Source organism: Streptomyces sp. NBC_00322, from assembly GCF_036147535.1.
Classification (GTDB): domain Bacteria; phylum Actinomycetota; class Actinomycetes; order Streptomycetales; family Streptomycetaceae; genus Streptomyces.
In genome coordinates, this window is the sequence record NZ_CP108019.1 from 3,882,043 (window position 1) to 3,900,826 (window position 18,784).

The following is an 18,784-nucleotide window of genomic DNA, read 5'->3' on the forward strand; positions in this document are numbered from 1 at the left end:
CCGCAGGCTTTTGTAGTTTTCAGACTTCTTGCAGGTTCTGGAGCAGGGCAACCCTTTGGCCCAAGGAGGGCTTATGGCTACCGGAACCGTCAAGTGGTTCAACGCTGAAAAGGGCTTCGGCTTCATCGCCCAGGACGGCGGCGGCCCGGATGTCTTCGTCCACTACTCCGCGATCAACGCGTCTGGTTTCCGCTCCCTCGAGGAGAACCAGGTCGTGAACTTCGACGTCACTCAGGGCCCGAAGGGCCCGCAGGCGGAGAACGTCACCCCGGCCTAGTCAGCCACGGGTCGGCGATCGCGCACGACTTAGCAGTACCAAGGAGCCCCGTTCCCTGTGGACCGGGGCTCCTGCCTTTATTTCGATGGAGACGCCCTCCTCCCGCCTCCTACAGTGACCGGACCCGATGTCGTCACGGAGAGCGGTCATGCGAGTTCACTACCCCCGCACGCCACATCTCCCGTGGTCGCCGGGGGCCGCGTCGGACGACGTACGAGCCGGTGATCTCTCGCCTCTGCACGGCCGAGACGTCGTGGTCACCGAGAAGCTCGACGGGGAGAACACCACCCTCTACACCGACGGGCTCCACGCCCGGTCACTGGACTCCGCGCACCATCCCTCGCGGGCCTGGGTCAAAGCTCTGCAGGGCCGGATCGGGACACAGATCCCGCGGGGGTGGAGGGTGTGCGGCGAGAACCTCTACGCGCGGCACTCGATCGCGTACGAGGGCCTGGAGAGCTGGTTCTACGGCTTCTCCGTCTGGGACGGCGACGGCCGTTGCCTGGACTGGGACCGGACCGTCCGCTTTCTGCGGCGGCTGGGGGTTCCCGTACCGCGGGTGCTGTGGCGGGGTGTCTTCGACGAGCGGGCTCTGCGCGCGCTGCGGCTGGACACCGCGCGGCAGGAAGGCTACGTCGTACGGACCGTGGAGGGCTTCGGCCAGGACGAGTTCGGGCAGCGGGTGGCCAAGTGGGTGCGCGGCGGGCACGTGCAGACCGATACGCATTGGATGCACGCGGCGGTCGTGGAGAACGGGCTGAGCCCGAAGGCCGCCCTCTGGGCAGTGCGTTCGGGGGCAACCGCCGATGTGGAGTCCCTGTCGGCCGCGGTCGGCGTCGCTCCGCGGGACCCGGCCGCCGCCCGGGCCGCCGTCGCCGATGTGTCGGCGAGGCTCGATGCGCTGGGCCGGTCCGGGGACGCCCGGCTGGCGGGCGTGCTGGCCGCGCTGCTGGGCGCCACACGCCGGGGCTCACTCGCCGGCCGGCTGGTGGCTCCGCTGGGCATGCCGCTCGCGCGGCAGGTCGCCGACCTGGTCGGGCTGCACCCGAATCTGCACCGGCCGTATCCGGACGAGGACCGCCGGGCCGGTCTTGTACGGATGTCGTTCGCGGCCGACCTGGGGGTGCTGCACGCCGTTGCGGGAGCGGTGGCGGCGGACAACGCGGGGCGCGAGCAGGTCGACTGGTCCGCGCTGCACGCCGAGGACGCCGGACTGCTGGGCGGGGCGAAGGTGCCGACGGGACTGCGGGAGGCGTTCGCCGACCTGGACAAGGAGCCCGCCGAACGCTGCCGGGCCGAGGCGCGGGAAGCGTATGCACAGGGGCGGATCCAGACCGTCGAGGAGGCCGTCGCGGCGACCTGGCGGTGGCGGAACGGGGACTTCCCCCGGCTGATCCACCTGGTCGGCCCTTCGGGCAGCGGGAAGAGCACCTTCGCGCGCGGCCTGCGGGGAGTCGACGCGTACGTGTCCCTCGACGAACTGCGCGAGGCGCGCGGCTCGCGCGCGGACCAGCGCGCCAACGGGGACGTGCTGCGCGCGGGCCTCGGCCGGCTCGACACCGCGCTGGCCTCGGGCGGGACCGTGGTGTGGGACGCCACCTCGCTCAACCCGCACCAGCGTTCCCTGGTGCACTCGGTCGCGCACCGTCGCGATGCGCTGACCACGCACGCGGTGGTGCTGGTCGACGAGGATGAACTGGTCCGGCGCAACGCGGTGCGGCCGCATCCGGTGCCGCCCGACGTGCTCACCGCGCAGTTGCACCGGTTCGTGCCGCCCTACCCCGGCCAGGCGCATCGCACCTGGTACATCGGGCCGGGCGGAACCGTCGAGGAGGCGGTCTAGTGCGTACGAGCGACGAGATCTATCACCGCGTCCGCTGGGACGCGCGCTTCGACCCGGCCAGGTTCGTGATCGGGATCAACCAGCGCGGGGCCGCCCCCAAGCGGATCCCGCTGCCCGCCTTCGTACCCGGAGGCGACATCCCGTGGCACCGGGTGCTGTTCTTCGAGGCGGACGGCGAGGTGGTCTGGGACCGCGCCACCGGGGTGGACCGGATCGACACCTCGGACGCCGGCCGGGCACGGGATCCGCGCCTCCTGCGCGCGCCGTTCTTCACGGCCGGGACGCCGCACGCGTGGGACCGGGCGACGGAGAGGTGGCGGGCTGCGGACGACACGTCCCGGGCCGCGCCGGCCGGGAGGAGTCTGCGCGTACTGACGTGGAACACCCTGTGGGACCGGTACGACAGCGAGCGCATCGACACCGCCCGGCGCAGGCCCCTGCTGCTCGCTGCCCTGGAAGAAGCGGACGCGGACGTCATCGCACTCCAGGAGGTCGAACCCGCGCTGCTCGCCCTGCTCCTGCGGGCGCCTTGGGTCCGCGCGGGCTACACCCTGGGCACCGACCCGGACGGCAAGGAGGTCGACGACTGCGGGCTGCTGCTGCTCAGCCGGCTGCCCGTGCGGGAGGCGGGACGGCACGAGTTCGGACCGCACAAAGCCGTCACCGCCATCACCGTGGAGACCGGCTCGGGCCCGCTCGTGGTGGCGGCGACCCATCTGAGCAGCGACCACTCCGACGACGGCCCGGCCAGGCGGGAGGCCGAACTGGGCAGCCTCGCCGAAGGACTCGGCGGGATCGACGGGCGGCTGATCCTGCTCGGTGACTTCAACGACGGCGGCGAAGGACCGGCTGAAGCGCTCGGGCTGCGGGACGCCTGGACGCAGGTACATGGGCCGGACGACCGGACCTCCACCTTCGACCCCGGCGTCAATCCGCTGGCCGCGGTGTCCTCGCTGTCCGGCCGGGCCTCCCGTCTTGACCGGATCTTCCTGCGCGCGGGGCGGCTGCGGGCGACCCGGGCGGCCCTCCGGGGCGACGTGCCCAACACGGAAGGGCTGTACATATCGGATCATTACGGTGTGGAAGCGGACCTGACCGTCGGCGGGACCGAACCCGCCGACGACCTCGCCGACGACCTCGCCGACGTCCTCGCCGTCGCGCCGACGCCGCGCACCGCCGTGGCCTGGCTTCCGCCCCAGGAGCTCTGGCCCTCGATCCAGCACATCCGCCAGGAGCACGACCGGCAGATCCACCGCTGGCCGCCCCACGTGAACCTGCTGTTCGGTTTCGTACCGGAGTCCGACTTCGAACGGGCGGCTCCGCTGCTCGCCGCGGCGACGGCCGGGACGGCGGCGTTCACCGCCCGTCTTGAGGGAGTGCGCTCCTTCCGGCACCGGGAGGACTCCACCGTCTGGCTCGACCCGGCGGCGGCCGACGCCGCGCCCTGGGCAGAACTGCACCGCGCCCTGGAGCAGCGATTTCCCCGCTGCGGGGGCCGGGCCCCGAGCTTCACCCCACACCTCTCCCTGGGCCGGACCCGGGATCCGCACACGCTCGCCACTCACTGCGCCGACCTGCTCGACGGCATGTCGGCGCGGGTGAGCGAGCTGGTGCTGCTCTCGCGGCGGGGCGACGGGCCGATGCGGCCGCGGGCCACGATCGCTCTGGGAACGGGCGAGGTGCGCTGGCTGCCGGACGCCCCCGAATCCCCCGCGTCCCGTGAAGCCGTCGCAGTCGAGCCGGTCGCGGACGACAGGACCGCGCAGCACCTCTCCGAAGCGCTGGGCGAGGGAGTCGTCCACGTCGTCGGATCGCGGCGCATGGGCTGCGCCCTGGCCGGAGCCGACCTGGACCTGGTGGCCGCACTGCCGGGCTCCGTCGACATGGCGGACGTCCGGGCGCGCGTGACGGCCGCACTGCCGGACGCCACCCGGCTACGGGAGGTGACCGGCGCCCGGGTGCCCGGCCTGCGGCTGCGCGTCCATGACATCGATGTGGACCTGGTGGTCGTCGCCACCGGGGCGCTCGGTCCGGCCGAAGCGGTGGCACGGCGCGCCGAGTTGGGCGAGGCGGCCGCGATCGCGCTGAGCGCGGTGAGCGACGCGGACGCGGTACGGGCCGAAGTCGGCGCCGACCATGCCGCGTTCGCCCGGCTGGCCAGGCAGGTGAAGGCGTGGGCAAAGGCACGCGGCCTCGACTCGGCCCCCTTCGGCGGACTGCCGGGGCTGGCCTGGTCGGTGCTCGCTGCCCGTACGACACGCGAGTCGGCGGGCTCCGCCGACGCGGACCGGCTGCGTGACTTCTTCGGCACCTGGGCCGCCTGGGACTGGCGTGAACCGGTCGGCCTCGCGGATGCCGTTACGGGACCACAGGGTGCCCTGACCGTCATGACCCCGACCGCGCCCGTCCGTACCTGCACCGGGCAGGTCACCGCAGGCTTCCGGAACCTGCTCACCGACGAGCTCTACCGGGCGTGGACCATCCTGGAGACGGCCGCGGATACCGGCGCGGACCCCTGGCCCGAGCTGCTGTCACCGCCGCCGCTGCACCGGCGGCACGCCGCCTGGGCGACTGTGACCGTACGCCCGGGCCCGGACGGGGAGTTCGAGGAAACCCTGGGCCGCGTCCGGGGCCGCCTGCGCGCGCTGCTCACCGCCCTGGAGGACGCGGGGGCGGTGGACGCGCACGCCTGGCCCCGCCCGTACGAGACCGGCCCGGCGCTCGCGCGGTACGCGATCGGCCTCGGCCGCACGCCTCCGGACGCGGCCCGGCTCGCCCGGATCGCCGAAGGGTGGGGCCGGGGCCTGCGCGGGGTCGACATGGAGCGGGCGGAGTGCGGCGCGGTGCCGACCCTGCGCTGAGCCCGGCGGCGAACCGACCCCGCCTACCATGGACTCACGAGACGGGAGGAGCGGCCGTGACCGAACGCAAACCCCCAGGTGTCAGCTTCGAATCGTGGGTCGACAAGCAGATCCGGGACGCTTCGGAACGCGGGGACTTCAAGGATCTGCCCGGCTTCGGAAAGCCGCTCCCCGACGACACGGCTCCATACGACGAACTGTGGTGGGTCAAGGGCAAGATGCACCGCGAGGGCGTCTCCGTCCTGCCGCCGACGCTGGCCCTGCGCAAGGAGGCGGAGGACGCGCGGGAGGCGGCGGGGCGGGCGGCGACGGAGTCCCAGGTGCGGCGGCTTCTCTCCGAGGTCAACGAGAAGATCGAGGCGGCGATCCGGAGGCCGCCGGCGGGGCCGCCGCTGGGTCTTGGGCCGTTCGACATCGACGCGGTCGTCCGCGAGTGGCGGGCGGGCGGGGCGGGTTAGGCGGCCGGTGCCCTGCGGGGCCTTTCCCCTACCCGCCCCTTCCCGAACTGGGGGCAAGCCCCCAGACCCCCGTACGCGCTTCGCGCGTGTCCTCAAACGCCGGACGGGCTGGATTTCCGCCGGCGTTTGAGGCGCGGGGAGGTTGGGGGTCCCCCCGGACGGAGTCTGGGGGAGGGCGGGTCGGGGAACAGGCCCGCCGCAGACGCACCCCGCACCCCCGCCGACCCGCACCGCCAACCCCTCAGCGCCGCGCCTGCGGCAACGCCGGGAGTTTCTCGTCGTACAGCCACATCCGGAACAGCCCGTCCAGCGGATGCTCCGAGTACCTCTGCGCCAGCGCGATGAACTCCTGCGTCGTCACCACCCCGTGCCGCCGCGTCGTCGTCCACTCCCGCAGCACCGCCACGAACGCCGCATGCCCGATCACCGTCCGCAGGGCGTGCAACGTGAGCCCGCCCCGCTCGTAGAGCCGGTCGTCGAACAGCCGCCGCAGCCCGGGATCGCCGATCTTGATGTCCTGCCGCAACAGGGCGAGCTTGGCCCGGGACTTGGCCGCGAGCGCCGCGGCCGAGGGCCCGCCGGACACTTCGGACCACAGCCATTCCGCGTATTTCGCGAAGCCCTCGTTGAGCCAGATGTGCCGCCAGTCCGCGACGGTCAGGCTGTTGCCGAACCACTGGTGGGCCAGTTCGTGCGCGATCAGCCGCTCGCTGCCGCGCCGCCCGTCGACATGGTTGGACCCGAAGATCGACAGGCCCTGCGCCTCGCAGGGCACGTCCAGTTCCTCGTCGACCACGACGACGGCGTAATCGTCGAAGGGGTACGGACCGAAGAGGTCCGTGAAGGCGGTCATCATCTGCGGCTGCCGGGCGAAGTCGTGCTCGAAGCGGCCGAGCAGCTCGCGCGGCACGGCTGCGGGCTGCGGCACGCGTCCGGCGTGCGCGATGTCGACCAGTTCGTACGGGCCGATCTGGACGGTCGCCAGATACGTCGCCATCGGCGCGGCCTGCTCGTACACCCAGGTCGTCGTGGAGGCGCTGATCGTACGGGAGGTGAGGGTCCCGTTGGCGACCACGGTGTACGGCGAAGGGGCGGTCACCGCGATCCGGTAGACCGCCTTGTCTCTGGGCCGGTCGTTGCACGGGAACCAGGAGCGCGCGCCGCTGGGCTGGGAGGCCACGAGCGCGCCCTCCTCCAGCTGTTCCCAGCCGAGGTCCCCCCAGTCCCGGGTGCGGACGGGATGGGGGACGCCGGTGTAGCGCACCTCGACCGTGAACGGGGACCCGGTGCGCAGCGGCTTGGCGGGCCGGATGCGCAGCTTGTCGGCGCGGTGGGTGTACCGCGCCGGGCGGCCGCCGTTGACGAGGACGCGGTTGATGCGGAACTGGCCGAGGTCCAGGGCGACCTCGGCCAGGTCGCGCTCGGCGACGGCGCTGATCCTGGCCCGGCCGGACAGGCGACCGGTGTGCGGGCGGTAGTCCACCTCCAGGTCGTACTCCGTGGTGCGGTAGCCGCTGTCACCGTGCTGCGGCAGGTACGAATCCCTCACCGTGGTGCGTCCTCGCGTTTCTTGCTGTCGTGCGTGTGCGTGTGCGTGTGGCTGAGTCTGGACTACGGCTTCCAGGCCGCGATCGGATTGCCCAGCCAGCGGGTGCCCGCGGGCACCCGCTCCCCACGCATCACCAGCGACGCCGGACCGACCGCGGCGCGGTCGCCGATCACCGCGCCGGGCAGCGCGATGCCGTGCGGGCCCAGCGTCGCGCCGGCTCCGAGGACGACATTGTCCATACGCATGATCCGGTCATGGAAGAGGTGCGTCTGAACAACACAGCCACGATTCACGCTGGCACCGCCGCCGACGGTGACCAGGTCGGCCTCCGGCAGCCAGTACGTCTCGCACCAGGCGCCGCGGCCGATACGGGCGCCGAGCGAGCGCAGCCACAGATTCATCAGCGGTGTGCCGCCGGTCGCGCCGATGAGCCACGGCACCGCGAGCACCTCGACAAAGGTGTCCGCGAGCTCGTTGCGCCACACGAACGACGACCACAGCGGGTGCTCGACCGCCTTGAAACGGCCCACCAGCAGCCACTTCGCCGCGATGGCGACGAGGCAGGCCACCAGGCCGCCGGCGAGCAGCAGCCCGCCGGTGGACAGCACCGCGAGGCCGACACCGACGTGGGAGGCCAGCAGCGCGAAGGCCGCGAGCGCGAGTACGGCGAGCGCCGCGCTGCACATGACCGGCACGATCCGGCAGACCTCGACGGCCGCCCGCGCCCACATCAGCCGCTTCGGCGGGTCGAAGGTGCGGCTCTGGTCGCCCGCTTCGGCCGCCCGGGGCAGCTTCATCGGCGGCATGCCGAGCCAGGAACTGCCCGCCTTGGCGCGCTTCGGGGTCGACGACAGCACGCCGACCAGGCCCCGCTTGGGCACGGAGCGGCCGGCGGCCGTCATCCCGGAGTTGCCGAGGAAGGCCTTCTTGCCGATCCGCGCCTCGGCGATCCGCAGCCAGCCGCCGCCGAGTTCGTACGAGGCGACCATCGTGTCGTCGGCGAGGAACGCCCCGTCGCCGACCGTCGTCATCGCGGGCAGCGCCAGCACGGTCGACGCCTCGACGCGGCGGCCCACCTTCATGCCCAGCGCCCGCAGCCACACCGGTGTGAACAGGCTCGCGTACAGCGGGAAGAGATGCACCCGGGCCATGTCCATCAGCCGTTCCGTCGCCCACGCCTGCCAGGCGACCCGGCCGTGGACGGGGTAGTAGCCCTCGCGCAGGCCGATGCTGAGCAGCCGCACACCGGCCAGGACGATCAGTGCGTACGTGACCATGGCGACGACGGTCGCGAGCGGCACGGCGATCAGGGCGGCGGTCAGCGCCTCGCCGAGGTCCGCGCTGCCCCGTACGAACAGGCCGATCACGAGCAGACCCGGAAGCGCCGCGATCGCGGGCAGCAGCCCGAGCAGCAACGAGGTCAGCGAGTAGAGGCCGATCCAGCGGCGCCTGCGGGGCGGGCGGCCGTCGGGGAGATGACGGTTGGCCTTGCCCTTGCGGGTGGCGGGGACGCCCGACCAGCGCTCGCCCGCAGGAACCGTGCCCGTCACGCCCGATCCGGGCGCGATCTCGGCGCGCTTGCCGACGCGCGTGCCGGGGAAGAGCGTGCTGCGGGCGCCGACCGTGGCTCCCGCGCCGATCCGGATGGAGCCGATGTGCAGCCGGTCACCGTCGAGCCAGTGCCCGGACAGATCGACCTCGGGCTCGACGGCGCAGCCCTTGCCGAGCCGCAGCATGCCGGTCACCGGCGGCAGGGCGTGCAGGTCGACTTCCTCTCCGATCCGGACGCCGAGAGCGCGTGCGTAGTAGGTGAGCCAGGCGCCCGCGAGGCTGGTCGCGCCACTCATCTCGGCGAGGCGTTCCGCGGTCCACAGGCGCAGATGGACACGGCCGCCACGCGGATACGTACCCGGGCGCAGGCCGCGCAGCAGCAGCCGCGCACCGCCCGCGGCGATCACGATCCGGCCGACCGGGCTGACGAAGAGCAGCCAGCCGAGCGCCACCCACCACCAGGACACGGTCGGGGCCCAGGGCCCGCCGATCACATTGCCGACGGCGGCGGCGACCACGCCCCAGCGCAGCCCGGCCACACCGAACAGCGGCAGCATGAGCAGTGTCTGCGCGATTCCGGCGCGGCGCGGCACCGGCTTGACGTCACGTGCGTCGGCCGCGCCCGCGGAGGATGCCTCCAGCGTCCGGGCGAGCGCGCCGAGGGTCGGGTTCTGGTAGATGTCGCCGACCGATCCGGCGGCGAACCGCTCACGAATGCGCGACACGAGCTGGGCGGCGGCGAGAGAGCCGCCACCGCTCGCGAAGAAGTCGGCGTCGGGCCCGCTCACCGGCGCTCCGAGCAGCTCGGTCCACTGCTCGGCCAGCCACGCCTCGGTCTCGGTGAACTCGGCCGCTTCCGCGTCCGCCCTCTCCACGGCGGGCAACGGCCAGGGCAGCGCGGCCCGGTCGACCTTGCCCGAGGTCCGGGTCGGAAGGGTGTCCACGACGGCGAGCAGCGGCACGAGCGCGGCGGGCAGCTCCTTACGGAGCCGCGCGACGGCGTCGGTGGGGTCGAAGGCCACGGTGTCGAAGGGCAGCGCGCCCGCAACCACGTCGTCGGCGTCAGGGGCGGCGTCCTCCGCAAGGGCGCTCGGGACCACGTACCCCACCAGCAGCTGATGCCCCGCGCCCGTCGTACGGACCGCCGCCGCCGCGCCCGCGATGCCCGGGAGCGACTGCAGCGCGGAGTCGATCTCGCCGAGTTCGATACGGCGGCCGCCGAGCTTGATCTGCTCGTCCGCGCGGCCCATGAAGAGCAGGCCCTCGGCCTCCGCCTTGACCAGGTCGCCGCTGCGGTAGGCGCGGTTCCAGCCGAGGGCGGGCAGGGGCGCGTACTTCTCGGCGTCCTTCTCGGCGTCCAGGTAGCGGGCGAGGCCCACGCCGCCGATGACCAGTTCGCCGGTCGCACCCATGGGCACGACCTCGCCTCGGGCGTCCACGACGGCGAGCTCCCAGCCGTCGAGCGGCAGCCCGATCCGTACCGGCCCTTCGCCGGTCAGCAGTGCCGCGCAGGCGACGACTGTGGCCTCGGTCGGGCCGTAGGTGTTCCAGACCTCACGGCCCGGGACGGCCATCCGCTCGGCCAGCTCGGGCGGGCATGCCTCGCCGCCGAAGATCAGCAGCCGTACGTCGTCGAGCGCCTCGGCGGGCCAGAGCGCCGCGAGCGTGGGCACGGTCGACACGACGGTGATGCCCTGCTCGACCAGCCAGGGGCCGAGGTCGAGGCCGGTGCGTACGAGGGAGCGGGGGGCGGGCACCAGGCAGGCGCCGTGCCGCCACGCGAGCCACATCTCCTCGCAGGAGGCGTCGAAGGCGACGGAGAGCCCCGCGAGCACGCGGTCGCCAGGGGTAAGCGGCTCCTGGGCAAGGAAGAGGCGGGCCTCGGCGTCGACGAACGCGGCGGCGCTCCGGTGGGTGACGGCCACGCCCTTGGGCTTGCCGGTGGAGCCGGAGGTGAAGATGATCCACGCGTCGTCGTCGGGCCCCGGCCGGCGTCCGGTGTCGCCGCCGCAGCCTCCGAGGGGCGTGATCTCGCGGCCCGCGCCGATGACGGCGCTCACGGCGGCCTCGGTGAAGACGAGCTCGGCTCGCTCGTCGGGGTCCTCGGCGTCGACCGGGACATAGGCCGCGCCCGCTGCGAGGACGGCGAGGATCGAGACGTACAGGTCGGCGGTGCCGGACGGCACACGTACGCCGACACGGTCGCCGAGTCCTATGCCGGCGTCGCGGAGGCGGGCTCGCAGCGCCTCGACCTCGTCGAGGAGCGCGCTGTAGCTGAGGGGCGCTTCGCCGTCGTCGACGGCGAGTGCATCTGGGTGACGGCGTGCGCTCTCGTCGAGAATGTCGAGGAGGGTGCGCTCACGGGCGGCGGCGCCAGCGGTGAACAGCGCGGTCGCGGGCGCGGCGTCGAGCAGCGGATCGAGAAGAGTCGGCGACTCCGGGGCCATAGTCATGCAGCGCACCGATCGCCGGCCGACAGGTCGCTCGGAGCGGGTCCGATCCGGTGGATGTCACACAGGTTCGTACGCATCTCTCACTCTCCGTAGGTCGTGTCGAGTGCGCTGCGAATCCCCATTCCGCGCACGGCAAACGAGGAGTTTATCCCCCGTTCACCCGACTCGCCTGTTGTATGAGCGAGAGGCGCCCGGGTCCCGCCGACCGGCCGGAGAGCCGCCAAAACGGCATAGCACCTGCTCACGCTGGTGGCGGCCACCGCTCTACCGACGGGTATCCGGAGCACCCCCGGCCGCCCGACTGTGGCGAAGGGCACTTGTCAGTCACCGTTTGTTCACCGTCAGAGACGGCTCTGACCGCCCCGCCGCGGGCCGGGGCACCACTCTCGAACGGCACCCCCTACTTTTGAGTAACCTGCCTGACGATCGCACCGCGCGGCCTGATCTCGACACGGCTCAGCGGGAATGCGACCAGCTCTCCCCGCGCATCAGATTCCCCAGCCCCATCCAGGCGAAGTTCATCAGCGTCCCGGCCGCTTCCTTGGCCGAGACGTCCCCCGCTTCGTTCGCCCACCCGGCGAGCGACTCGGCCGCCCCCACCAGCGCCTGAGCGAGCCCGGCCACATCCCGGTCCGCGAGCTCCTGATCCCGGTGCGCCTCACGGGCCGCGGCCCCGATCAGCCCGGTCACCACCGCCACGATCGCGTCCCGCATCACCGCCACGTCGGCGGCGAACGGCTCCCCGTGCGTACGCGCCTGACGGTGCAGCACCGCCCAGCCGTAGGGATTCTCGGCGGTGTGCGTGAAGAACGCCGCGAGCCCCGCCCACAGTTGCCGGTCCGCCGCGAGCCCCGGCTCGACGGCCGCCTGTACCGCGGCGATCAGCGCATCCGCCTCACGCCTGATGCACGCCGTGAAGAGCTCTTCCTTGGAGTTCAGGTACAGATAGACGAGCGGCTTGGAGACCCCGGCGAGCTCCGCGATCTCATCCATGGAGGCCGCGCGGTAGCCGCGCCGCCCGAAGGTCTGCACGGCCGCGTCCATCATCTGCCGCTCGCGGACGGCACGCGGCATGCGTTTGGCCTTCGCGCCTTTCACAGCACCCATGTCAAACATCCTCCCGCCCCACACCCCAACTCGGCGGTAAGCCTACGGCCACCGCGGAGTTCGAGCGCCCGGCCCCCGCACAGCCGGCGTACACCGCGCTCGCCGCACAAGGGGACGCGTGCTGCACCCGGAGAACGGGCACAGCACGCGTCGTCACGATCTCGGCCGGGTCAGGACTGCCACCGGGCCAAGGCCACTACCCGAGGTCAGGAATGCTTCCTGCCCTTTTCGCTCGGAACGACGCCCATCAGGCCGGCGTTGCTCGAACCACTGGCCGCCGGGGCGAGTTCCGGCGTCACCTGCGGGGTCCACACCTCGGTGCACGCAAGGCTCGGGGGCGTAAACGGAGCCACAACGAGCCCGAAGGTCAAGGTGCAGGTGGTCTCGTACACATCCCCGCCCTCGGTGAGCACCTGGACCGAGGCGGTGTTCACCGCTCCGTTGCTGGCCACCGAGATGGCGCAGGCGTCCACCGGGAAGCCGCCGAGCGGGGTGTTGCTGATGTTCTCCCAGTCGTAGACACCCCCGGGAACCGTCCGGATGCCGGCGAAGGCGACCCCGTCGACGAGCGCGGCGCTCACCTGGTGGGTGCCGACCGGCGCGACCACGAGGGGGTTGTAGGTGTCGATGTCGCTGCACGGACCCGTGTCACCGGTCGGACCCGTGGGACCGGTCGCACCGTCCAGACCGTCAAGACCGGCCGGACCCGTGGGACCGGTCGGACCAGTGGGGCCGGTGGGGCCGCGCCGACCGCTGGGCCCGGTGGGCCCGCAGTTGCGGTCGGCCACGACCGACTTCTCCGTGACGTCACAGCCCCCGCCCGACGGGCCGGACACGGACGTGGGCGCCTTGGCGCTCTGCGCCATAGCGATCCCGGGAGTCGCGATACCCGAAACCACGAGGGCGAGCGACGCCATCGTGCCGCCGACCAGCCAGGCACGCCGCTTCGGAAGCGGACCCAGAGTGGACTTGGTCCTGTTCTCAGGACTCATACAGGTGCTCCTTCTTGAACCAGTTCGAGTGAGACCCTGGAAGCCAGTTCGAGCCTCCTTCGACATCATCGGTTCGCGTACGCAACGCCCTTGAGAGCCTCGCGGAGCTATCAACGCAATGGCGTACGAGTAGCACACCAATGGCTGTGTACGCGGCAGGGAACGGCACAGTCGTCGGCGTGCCGTGACCGCGCCGCCGGGTCCGGTGCCTAATGTCGCCGCCGGAGAGACCCGCCGGAAATGGTGATGCCGTGAAGCCGACCGTGTGCCTGTGCATGATCGTCAAGAACGAGGCGAAAGTCATCGAACGATGCCTCGCCTCCGTGCGAGATCTGGTGGACACCTGGGTGATCTCCGACACCGGCTCGACCGACGGAACCCAGAAGTTGATCCGCACAACGCTGCAGGGCATCCCGGGCGAGCTCCACGAGGAGCCCTGGGTCAACTTCGGCCACAACCGGAGCCTGAACATCCGGCACGCCCGCGGCAAGGCCGACTATCTGCTCCTCCTCGACGCGGACCACGTGATCCGCCAGGACGGCCCGCTGCCTCGCCTCACCGCCGAGTCGTACATGCTGCGCCACGAGAGCGCGACCGAGTACCGCATCAAGCGCCTCGTCCGCGGCGACTTGCCCTGGCGCTACGAGGGCGTCACCCACGAGTACCTCACCGCAGACCGGCGCCACGCCCAGGAGAACCTCGACGCCCTCGTCATCGAGGATTACGCCGACGGCGGCTCACGGCACGACAAGTTCGAGCGCGACGCGCGTCTGCTGAGTGCCGAGATGGAGCGCGACCCCGCCAATGGCCGCACGGTCTTCTATCTGGCGCAGACCATGCGCGACATGGGCAAGGCCGACGAGGCGATCACCCTGTACGAGCGCCGCGCGGAGATGGGGGGCTGGGGCGAGGAGGTGTACTACTCCCTGTTGCAGGCCGGGATCCTCCGGGCAGATGCCGACGACTGGCCCTCTGCGATGGACACCCTCTCCCGCGCCTGGGAGTCGCGCCCGCAGCGGCTCGAAGCGTGTTACGAACTGTCCTCACGGCTGCGCAGACAGGGCCGCCATCACACCGCGCACGCGATCGTCCGTGCCGGGCTCGGCAAGAAGCAGCCGGACGACATCCTCTTCATCCATCCGTGGGTGTACCGCTGGGGACTGCTGTTCGAGTACTCGATCACGGCCTACTGGGTGGGCGACATGACCGCCTCGCTGCAGGCCTGCAACCGTCTCCTGGCGATGCCCGACCTGCCCGAGCTCTATCGGGAGCAGACCCTCACGAACCGGGGATTCGCGCAGCGGCGCCTCAAGCCGGAAGCGGCGGTGGGACGGCAGCGCCCCGGCCGGGCGAAAGGCTCCCGCCGGCGCGTGTGACGACACAGGACCTAGGGGCCCTACTGAACGGCGCCGTCCTCCTGCGAGCGGTTCGCCTCGAGACGGGCCTTGGTCCTGTCGACCGTGCCGGCGATCTGCTCGGACATCGCGTCACGCTGCTTGCGCAGCAGTACGAAGCTCAACGGCGCGGACAGCACGAGCGCGAGAAGGACGACCCAGACGAAGTTCGAGTCGCCGAGCCCCTTGGGCAGGGCGCCGACCTGGACCAGGCCGCCGACGGCGACGAAGCAGCCGATGAAGATCGCCAGGCGCAGGGTGGTGTACCGGATCGCGGCGGTCGACTTGGCGGGCACGGCGGGCCTTCTCTCTTCGTACGACAGGTAGTGCCCGTCCAGTGAAGCACGTCCGCTATGGGATCAATTCAGCGGGAGCAGCATCATGATGTCGTCGCGGTCGTCGCCCTCGGCGACCCGGATCGCACCGGGCACCCGGCCGACCTCCTTGTAACCGCAGGCGGCGTAGAAGCGGTCGACGCCGGTCCCGCCGCGGCAGGTGAGCCGTATCGCCTCTATGCCCTCGAAGCCGCGGGCCGCTTCCGCCACCGCCGCCATCAGCTCGCGGCCGTAGCCCGCTCCCTGGTGGCGGGGATGGACCATGACCGTGTACAGCCACAACCAGTGGCGCATCAGCCGGTGGGTGTTGTACGTGAGGAAGGCGGAGGCCGCAACGGCGCCTTCCTCGTCGTACCCCACCAGCAGCCGGGTGCGGCCCTCGGCCATCGAGGCCAGATGCTTCACGAACTCGGGCCGTACGGTCTCTTCGTTCACGGGTGGCACGAATCCGACGGCGCCCCCGGCATTGGACACGCCGGCCCAGAGCGCGACGACCCCGTCCCGCAGCGCGCGGTCTATCGGCGGATCCAGCTCGAACGTAAGGGACATGCATGGAGGTTATCCATTACGCGGAAGGCCGTTCAAACCGGGCTCGCTCCCCGAGACGCCGGGTCCGTCCGGGCTCTTGAGCAGGACGAAGCCATCCTCGTAAGCCACGGTGCGGTACCCCTTGCGCAGCGCGCCGTCCAGTTTGAATTTCTCCTGTCCGGCAGTCAGAGGCCATCGCCGCTCCGCCGGCACCCGGGTGTCCACCATGATCCACTGAGGAAAGGGGCGGCTGTCGAGCCAGCCGTACAGGCTGACGCTCGTGCGGCTGGTGAGCTGGGGCACCAGATGGCTGGACGCCTGGACCGTGGCGCCGTCAGGGATCTGATCCATCAGACGGTGGGCGACAGCGATACGGGGATCGGTCCGCCAGGTGGCCGGCTGGACCAGCTGCCACAGCGGAAACTGCGGAAGCAACAGGATGGTGATCGCGGCAGAGCCCGCGAGATATCGGCGCAGACTGCTCGCACTGGAGCGCCGTCGGACCAGAGCGTCGATGAATGCCGCGAAGACGATCGGCATCAGCACCAGCGAATAGTGGAACTCGGTGCCCCAGTGAACCGCGTTGCTTGAGGCGCCGCGCCAGAGCAGAGTCGGCAGCGCGATCCACAGCAGCGGGGATCGCAGAGCCAGGAACAGAGTCGGAGCCAGTACGAGCACAAGAGTCGACATCTTGGCCTCGGGGGTGATGAGACCGACCGTGTACTTGTAGAGAAGTTCTCCCGGTCCGCTTGCACTGCCTTCCGGGCTGTCCAGGTAGAACCAATAGGCAAAGGACCCAGTCGGGTTGACAGCCGGCAGAATCACCAGCAGCGCCAGCACGGTGCCGGCCAGACCGGCCGACGCGGTGATGATCCCGAGCCTGCGGTTGCCGCGCCGGGCGATGACGAGACCGATCACGGCCACTGTGAGCCCGAGGTCTTCCTTCACCAGCAGCAGGGGAAGAGCCCAGTACGCCGCGGCGCGCAGCCGGTCGTTCGCGAGAGCCGTCAGTGAAAAGGCGAGGAGGGGGACGGCGAAGGCCACTTCATGGAAGTCGAAGCCGACCGCAGTCGCGACACCCCAGGAAAGGCCGTAGCAGACACCGATGACCCCGGCGGCCAGGGAGCCCAGGGTTCGCTTTGCCCAGACGGTCAGGGGCAGAACGCTCACGGCGATCAGCGCCGCCTGCGTCACAAGCAGGGTGCTCGGCGACGGCCACAGCCAGTAGAGCGGTGCCACCAGGGCCAGAATGGGTGAGAAGTGGTCCCCCAGGACGGGAAAGTCCGGGCCCTTCAGTTCGGCGACGGGCAGGCGACCGTGCGCGTAGGACTGGACGACCTGCTCGAAGATTCCCAGGTCGTAGCTGTTGGAGAGCATCCGCTGATGGATACGCAGGGACAGCGCCGTGTAAAGGAAGAACAGCGCTCCCGCCAGCACCCACATCCACCATGCGACGCCTGAGCGCCTTTCGTGGACCGTCTCCGCCGACGACTGTTTGTCGAATTCTGATTGCTGCGATGGCAGAGTGGTGCCGCTGGTGGGGAATGCTTGCATGGCCATGCCTTCCAGAAACCGAGGCTGAATGGCCATCAAGATGCCAGCAACCGGGAAGACTTGACTCTGAGCAAACTGCCGTGTGGTCAGAATCCCCCGAATGGCCGCGCGCCGGGCGAATTCGGAAACGTCCCGGGCGCAGCCTCAGGCCGGCATCAGACCCGCATCGGCTGCGGCGACTCGCGGCGGTCCGCGTCCGGCCCCGGGTACTCCCGGATGACCTCGTACCGCGTGTTCCGCTCCACCGGGCGGAAGCCCGCGTCGCGGATCAGGTCGAGCAGGTCGTCACGCGTCAGCTTGTTCGGCGTGCCGTAGTTGTCCGCGTCGTGGGTGATCTTGTACTCGACGACCGAGCCGTCCATGTCGTCGGCGCCGTGCTGCAGTGCCAGCTGGGCGGTCTGCACACCGTGCATCACCCAGAAGACCTTCACGTGCTGGACGTTGTCGAACAGCAGCCGCGAGACCGCGAAGGTCTTCAGCGCCTCGGCGCCGGTCGCCATGGTGGTGCGCGCCTGAAGGCGGTTGCGCACCTTGCCGTCCTGCATGTCCACGAAGTCGTGCTGGTAGCGCAGGGGGATGAAGACCTGGAAGCCGCCGGTCTCGTCCTGGAGTTCACGCAGGCGCAGGACGTGGTCGACCCGGTGCCTGGGCTCCTCGATGTGGCCGTACAGCATCGTGCACGGGGTCTTGAGACCCTTCTCGTGCGCGAGCCGGTGGATGCGCGACCAGTCCTCCCAGTGGGTGCGGTGGTCGACGATGTGCTGCCGGACCTCCCAGTCGAAGATCTCGGCGCCGCCGCCGGTCAGCGACTCCAGACCGGCCTCGATGAGCTCGTCGAGGATGTCGGAGGCGGACAGCCCGGAGATCGTCTCGAAGTGGTGGATCTCGGTCGCCGTGAAGGCCTTCAGCGAGACGTTCGGGAGGGCCTTCTTGAGCTCGCTGAGCGACCGCGGGTAGTAGCGCCACGGCAGGTTGGGGTGGAGCCCGTTGACGATGTGCAGCTCGGTGAGGTTGTCGCCCTCCATCGCCTTGGCGAGGCGGACGGCCTCCTCGATGCGCATCGTGTACGCGTCCTTCTCGCCCGGCTTGCGCTGGAAGGAGCAGTACGCGCACGACGCGGTGCACACGTTGGTCATGTTGAGGTGCCGGTTGACGTTGAAGTGGACGACGTCACCGTTCTTGCGCGTCCGCACCTCGTGCGCGAGGCCGCCGAGCCACGCCAGGTCGTCCGACTCGTAGAGGGCGATGCCGTCCTCGCGGGTCAGCCGCTCCCCGGAACGGACCTTCTCCTCCAGCTCGCGCTTGAGCCCCACGTCCATGTACGGCCGCCTCCCATACGATTCGTCAACAGGCCCCACCAAAGGTACGCCCCTGCCTACTCGGGCAGATCTCCGACCCGGTTCTCCCACTTCGTGGAGAGCACGATCGTCGTACGCGTACGCGACACACCCCTCGTGCCGGACAGCCTGCGGATCGTCTTCTCCAGACCGTCCACGTCGTTCGCCCGCACCTTGAGCATGTACGAGTCGTCGCCCGCGATGAACCAGAGGTCCTCGATCTCGGCCAGGTCCTTGAGCCGGCGCGCCACGTCCTCGTGGTCGGCCGCGTCCGAGAGCGAGAGACCGATGAGAGCCGTGACGCCGAGGCCGAGCGACCGGGCGTCGACCGTGGCGCGATAGCCGGTGATGACGCCCGCCGCCTCGAGGCGGTTGATGCGATCGGTGACGGAGGGCCCCGAGAGCCCGACGAGCCGGCCGAGCTCCGCGTACGAGGCCCTGCCGTTCTCCCTGAGGGCCTGGATGAGCTGCCTGTCCACCGCGTCCATATGCCTGGACCCTTCCATTATTCAGCGATTCCGCAAGTTTACCATGAGAATCTAAGG

Annotated in this window: 14 protein-coding genes; 5 read left to right on the plus strand and 9 right to left on the minus strand. The window is 70.9% G+C overall.

Annotated elements, in window-relative coordinates:
- The first annotated feature begins 73 nt into the window (after positions 1 to 73).
- From OG905_RS17515 to OG905_RS17530, 4 genes are all read left to right on the plus strand, one after another.
- Positions 74 to 277 carry a cold-shock protein gene (locus OG905_RS17515; protein WP_003967102.1) on the plus strand — a complete coding sequence of 68 codons (204 nt, stop codon included), beginning with the start codon at positions 74 to 76 and terminating at the stop codon, positions 275 to 277.
- A gap of 148 nt (positions 278 to 425) precedes the next feature.
- Positions 426 to 2,120 (plus strand): RNA ligase family protein, encoded by a 1,695-nt coding sequence (locus tag OG905_RS17520; protein ID WP_328671706.1) that lies wholly within the window; start codon positions 426 to 428, stop codon positions 2,118 to 2,120.
- Positions 2,120 to 4,981 (plus strand): poly(A) polymerase, encoded by a 2,862-nt coding sequence (locus tag OG905_RS17525; RefSeq protein WP_328671707.1) that lies wholly within the window; start codon positions 2,120 to 2,122, stop codon positions 4,979 to 4,981. The genes OG905_RS17520 and OG905_RS17525 overlap by 1 nt, the downstream gene beginning before the upstream one ends.
- Positions 4,982 to 5,037: 56 nt before the next feature.
- Positions 5,038 to 5,439, plus strand: a complete 402-nt coding sequence (locus tag OG905_RS17530; protein ID WP_328671708.1) for a J-domain-containing protein — start codon at positions 5,038 to 5,040, stop codon at positions 5,437 to 5,439.
- A 241-nt stretch (positions 5,440 to 5,680) separates the two neighbouring features.
- Here the strand turns inward: OG905_RS17530 and OG905_RS17535 are convergent, their stop codons facing one another.
- From OG905_RS17535 to OG905_RS17550, 4 genes are all read right to left on the minus strand, one after another.
- The gene (locus tag OG905_RS17535; RefSeq protein WP_328671709.1) at positions 5,681 to 6,988 is read right to left on the minus strand and encodes a M1 family metallopeptidase; all 1,308 of its coding nucleotides are present in this window, start codon (positions 6,986 to 6,988) and stop codon (positions 5,681 to 5,683) included.
- Positions 6,989 to 7,050: 62 nt separating this feature from the next.
- Positions 7,051 to 10,992: a Pls/PosA family non-ribosomal peptide synthetase gene (locus OG905_RS17540; RefSeq protein WP_443043953.1), complete on the minus strand. Its 3,942-nt coding sequence runs from the start codon at positions 10,990 to 10,992 to the stop codon at positions 7,051 to 7,053.
- Between the two features lie 456 nt (positions 10,993 to 11,448).
- The gene (locus OG905_RS17545; protein ID WP_328671710.1) at positions 11,449 to 12,099 is read right to left on the minus strand and encodes a TetR/AcrR family transcriptional regulator; all 651 of its coding nucleotides are present in this window, start codon (positions 12,097 to 12,099) and stop codon (positions 11,449 to 11,451) included.
- Positions 12,100 to 12,305: 206 nt separating this feature from the next.
- A complete protein-coding gene (locus OG905_RS17550; RefSeq protein WP_328671711.1) occupies positions 12,306 to 13,091 on the minus strand; it encodes a hypothetical protein in 786 nt (261 codons plus the stop codon).
- 251 nt (positions 13,092 to 13,342) lie between these two features.
- Between OG905_RS17550 and OG905_RS17555 the strand changes: the two genes are divergently transcribed.
- Positions 13,343 to 14,467 carry a tetratricopeptide repeat-containing glycosyltransferase gene (locus tag OG905_RS17555; RefSeq protein ID WP_328671712.1) on the plus strand — a complete coding sequence of 375 codons (1,125 nt, stop codon included), beginning with the start codon at positions 13,343 to 13,345 and terminating at the stop codon, positions 14,465 to 14,467.
- A 20-nt stretch (positions 14,468 to 14,487) separates the two neighbouring features.
- On the opposite strand, the gene OG905_RS17560 is transcribed toward OG905_RS17555, so the two are convergent.
- The 5 genes from OG905_RS17560 to OG905_RS17580 form a co-directional block, all read right to left on the minus strand.
- Entirely contained in the window at positions 14,488 to 14,781 is a 294-nt protein-coding gene (locus tag OG905_RS17560; RefSeq protein ID WP_328671713.1) for a DUF4229 domain-containing protein, read from the minus strand.
- Between the two features lie 63 nt (positions 14,782 to 14,844).
- Positions 14,845 to 15,369, minus strand: a complete 525-nt coding sequence (locus OG905_RS17565; protein ID WP_328671714.1) for a GNAT family N-acetyltransferase — start codon at positions 15,367 to 15,369, stop codon at positions 14,845 to 14,847.
- A 9-nt stretch (positions 15,370 to 15,378) separates the two neighbouring features.
- Positions 15,379 to 16,908 carry a DUF2079 domain-containing protein gene (locus OG905_RS17570; RefSeq protein WP_328671715.1) on the minus strand — a complete coding sequence of 510 codons (1,530 nt, stop codon included), beginning with the start codon at positions 16,906 to 16,908 and terminating at the stop codon, positions 15,379 to 15,381.
- A gap of 149 nt (positions 16,909 to 17,057) precedes the next feature.
- Complete coding sequence (gene mqnE / locus OG905_RS17575; protein WP_328671716.1) at positions 17,058 to 18,221, minus strand: aminofutalosine synthase MqnE; 1,164 nt, start codon at positions 18,219 to 18,221, stop codon at positions 17,058 to 17,060.
- A 56-nt stretch (positions 18,222 to 18,277) separates the two neighbouring features.
- Entirely contained in the window at positions 18,278 to 18,727 is a 450-nt protein-coding gene (locus OG905_RS17580) for an Lrp/AsnC family transcriptional regulator (protein WP_142214307.1), read from the minus strand.
- Positions 18,728 to 18,784 lie beyond the last annotated feature (57 nt).

Coding starts and splice junctions, on each gene's coding strand:
- OG905_RS17515 (WP_003967102.1), top strand. CDS start 74: ATGGCTACCGGAACCGTCAAGTGGTTCAACGCTGAAAAGGGCTTCGGC.
- OG905_RS17520 (WP_328671706.1), top strand. CDS start 426: ATGCGAGTTCACTACCCCCGCACGCCACATCTCCCGTGGTCGCCGGGG.
- OG905_RS17540 (WP_443043953.1), bottom strand. CDS start 10,992: ATGACTATGGCCCCGGAGTCGCCGACTCTTCTCGATCCGCTGCTCGAC.
- OG905_RS17545 (WP_328671710.1), bottom strand. CDS start 12,099: ATGGGTGCTGTGAAAGGCGCGAAGGCCAAACGCATGCCGCGTGCCGTC.
- OG905_RS17550 (WP_328671711.1), bottom strand. CDS start 13,091: ATGAGTCCTGAGAACAGGACCAAGTCCACTCTGGGTCCGCTTCCGAAG.
- OG905_RS17565 (WP_328671714.1), bottom strand. CDS start 15,369: ATGTCCCTTACGTTCGAGCTGGATCCGCCGATAGACCGCGCGCTGCGG.
- OG905_RS17570 (WP_328671715.1), bottom strand. CDS start 16,908: ATGGCCATGCAAGCATTCCCCACCAGCGGCACCACTCTGCCATCGCAG.
- mqnE (WP_328671716.1), bottom strand. CDS start 18,221: ATGGACGTGGGGCTCAAGCGCGAGCTGGAGGAGAAGGTCCGTTCCGGG.
- OG905_RS17580 (WP_142214307.1), bottom strand. CDS start 18,727: ATGGACGCGGTGGACAGGCAGCTCATCCAGGCCCTCAGGGAGAACGGC.